This is a genomic window from Dokdonia genika (genome assembly GCF_042652845.1).
Classification (GTDB): Bacteria; Bacteroidota; Bacteroidia; order Flavobacteriales; family Flavobacteriaceae; genus Dokdonia; species Dokdonia donghaensis.
The window spans coordinates 1-1,151 of sequence record NZ_JBHSHB010000033.1 but is presented as its reverse complement, the minus strand read 5'-3'; the positions used below and the strand labels follow the sequence as shown (position 1 = coordinate 1,151).

Below are 1,151 nucleotides of genomic sequence, written 5' to 3'. Positions count from 1 at the left end.
CTTATACTTGCGGTCGTGTGATTTTGAAGCGTAGCCATACGATTGCGGTAATTACCAAGTATGCAACTGCCTTTTGTGTAGCTTATTTTATCGTGAACTGCAAGCCCTTGGGCAATCAGCCGCCACGTGGTTGTGTATGGTTAGTTGCGTGTTTATGCAACTAATTTAGTAAACAAAAACGAACGCGAGAAAATTCCGAAGGAATTTTCCAAATAAGCACTTGCCACAGCAATTAATTATACACGGTGTTGGCAACTGGCTTTATTTTTAATTTATCTAATATATTCTTTTCGTTCTCCGAAAATATTTTGTCTATTGTTTCCCAATCTTTGTTTTCAGTCAATTTTTTTAATTCTTTCCAAGTCACTTGATTTAAACTATCTGAACCAAACTCAATTTCGTTTTCCAAAATATCAATTGCTTTATTAGTCTTATGTTGCTTTAATTCCGAGAATAGAATTAAATATTGAGAATTTCTAATGTCATTTCCTCCACATTTTGTGTGATAAGGAAAAATATACGGTTGACTTGTTATTTTTTTTGTTGAGTTATATTTCTCAAAATATGGAAGAACATTCTTAATAATTCTTTCCGATAAATAATCTGCTAAAATCAAAAACTCTTTTGAAATTCTAAAATGATTTCTAATTGTTTTGTCAATTTCCTCAAGCGGTTTTGAACCAACTAAATAATATTCGTTCGTCAGACCTTGCCAGCAATATGGAACTAATCCAATTCGGATTTCAATATCGTCTTTCGCTCCAGACCAACTTCCACGATTATCAACGTCAATAATTTCCAACAAGTCATTTGTCAGTCGATAATGTTTTCTGCCTTTTTTTTTAAATCCGTATTCTTTGAGGTTTGCTCCAATTATTTTATTCAACTCGTTATAAGCTGGTTTCCATTGTTCTTTAGGTAAGCTTTTAAAAACTTTGATTTTCTCAAATTCCGACTTTTCAGATACTGGGTTTGAGCTCTGTCCTTTGGTTTTTCCAAAAAGATTGAAGTACTTCATTGTCGTTTTTTCAGCTTGTTGCCAACAGGCCACTACATAAAGCGAGTGCGGCATTTTGCTGGTGTGCCTGTTTTTTGTTTTTTAATTGATTGTTTAAATATACACTTATTTGTGAATCTGTCGCCGCGCATAG

General features: G+C 33.5%; 1 protein-coding gene. It reads right to left on the bottom strand.

What is annotated here, in order from left to right:
• Positions 1-232: 232 nt before the first annotated feature.
• On the bottom strand, positions 233-1,018 hold the full coding sequence (locus ACFO5T_RS13955) for a hypothetical protein (protein ID WP_380035597.1): 786 nt from the start codon (positions 1,016-1,018) through the stop codon (positions 233-235).
• Positions 1,019-1,151 lie beyond the last annotated feature (133 nt).

Bases quoted from the DNA above. Each gene is read 5' to 3' on its own strand.
- ACFO5T_RS13955 (WP_380035597.1), bottom strand. From the start codon at position 1,018: ATGAAGTACTTCAATCTTTTTGGAAAAACCAAAGGACAGAGCTCAAAC.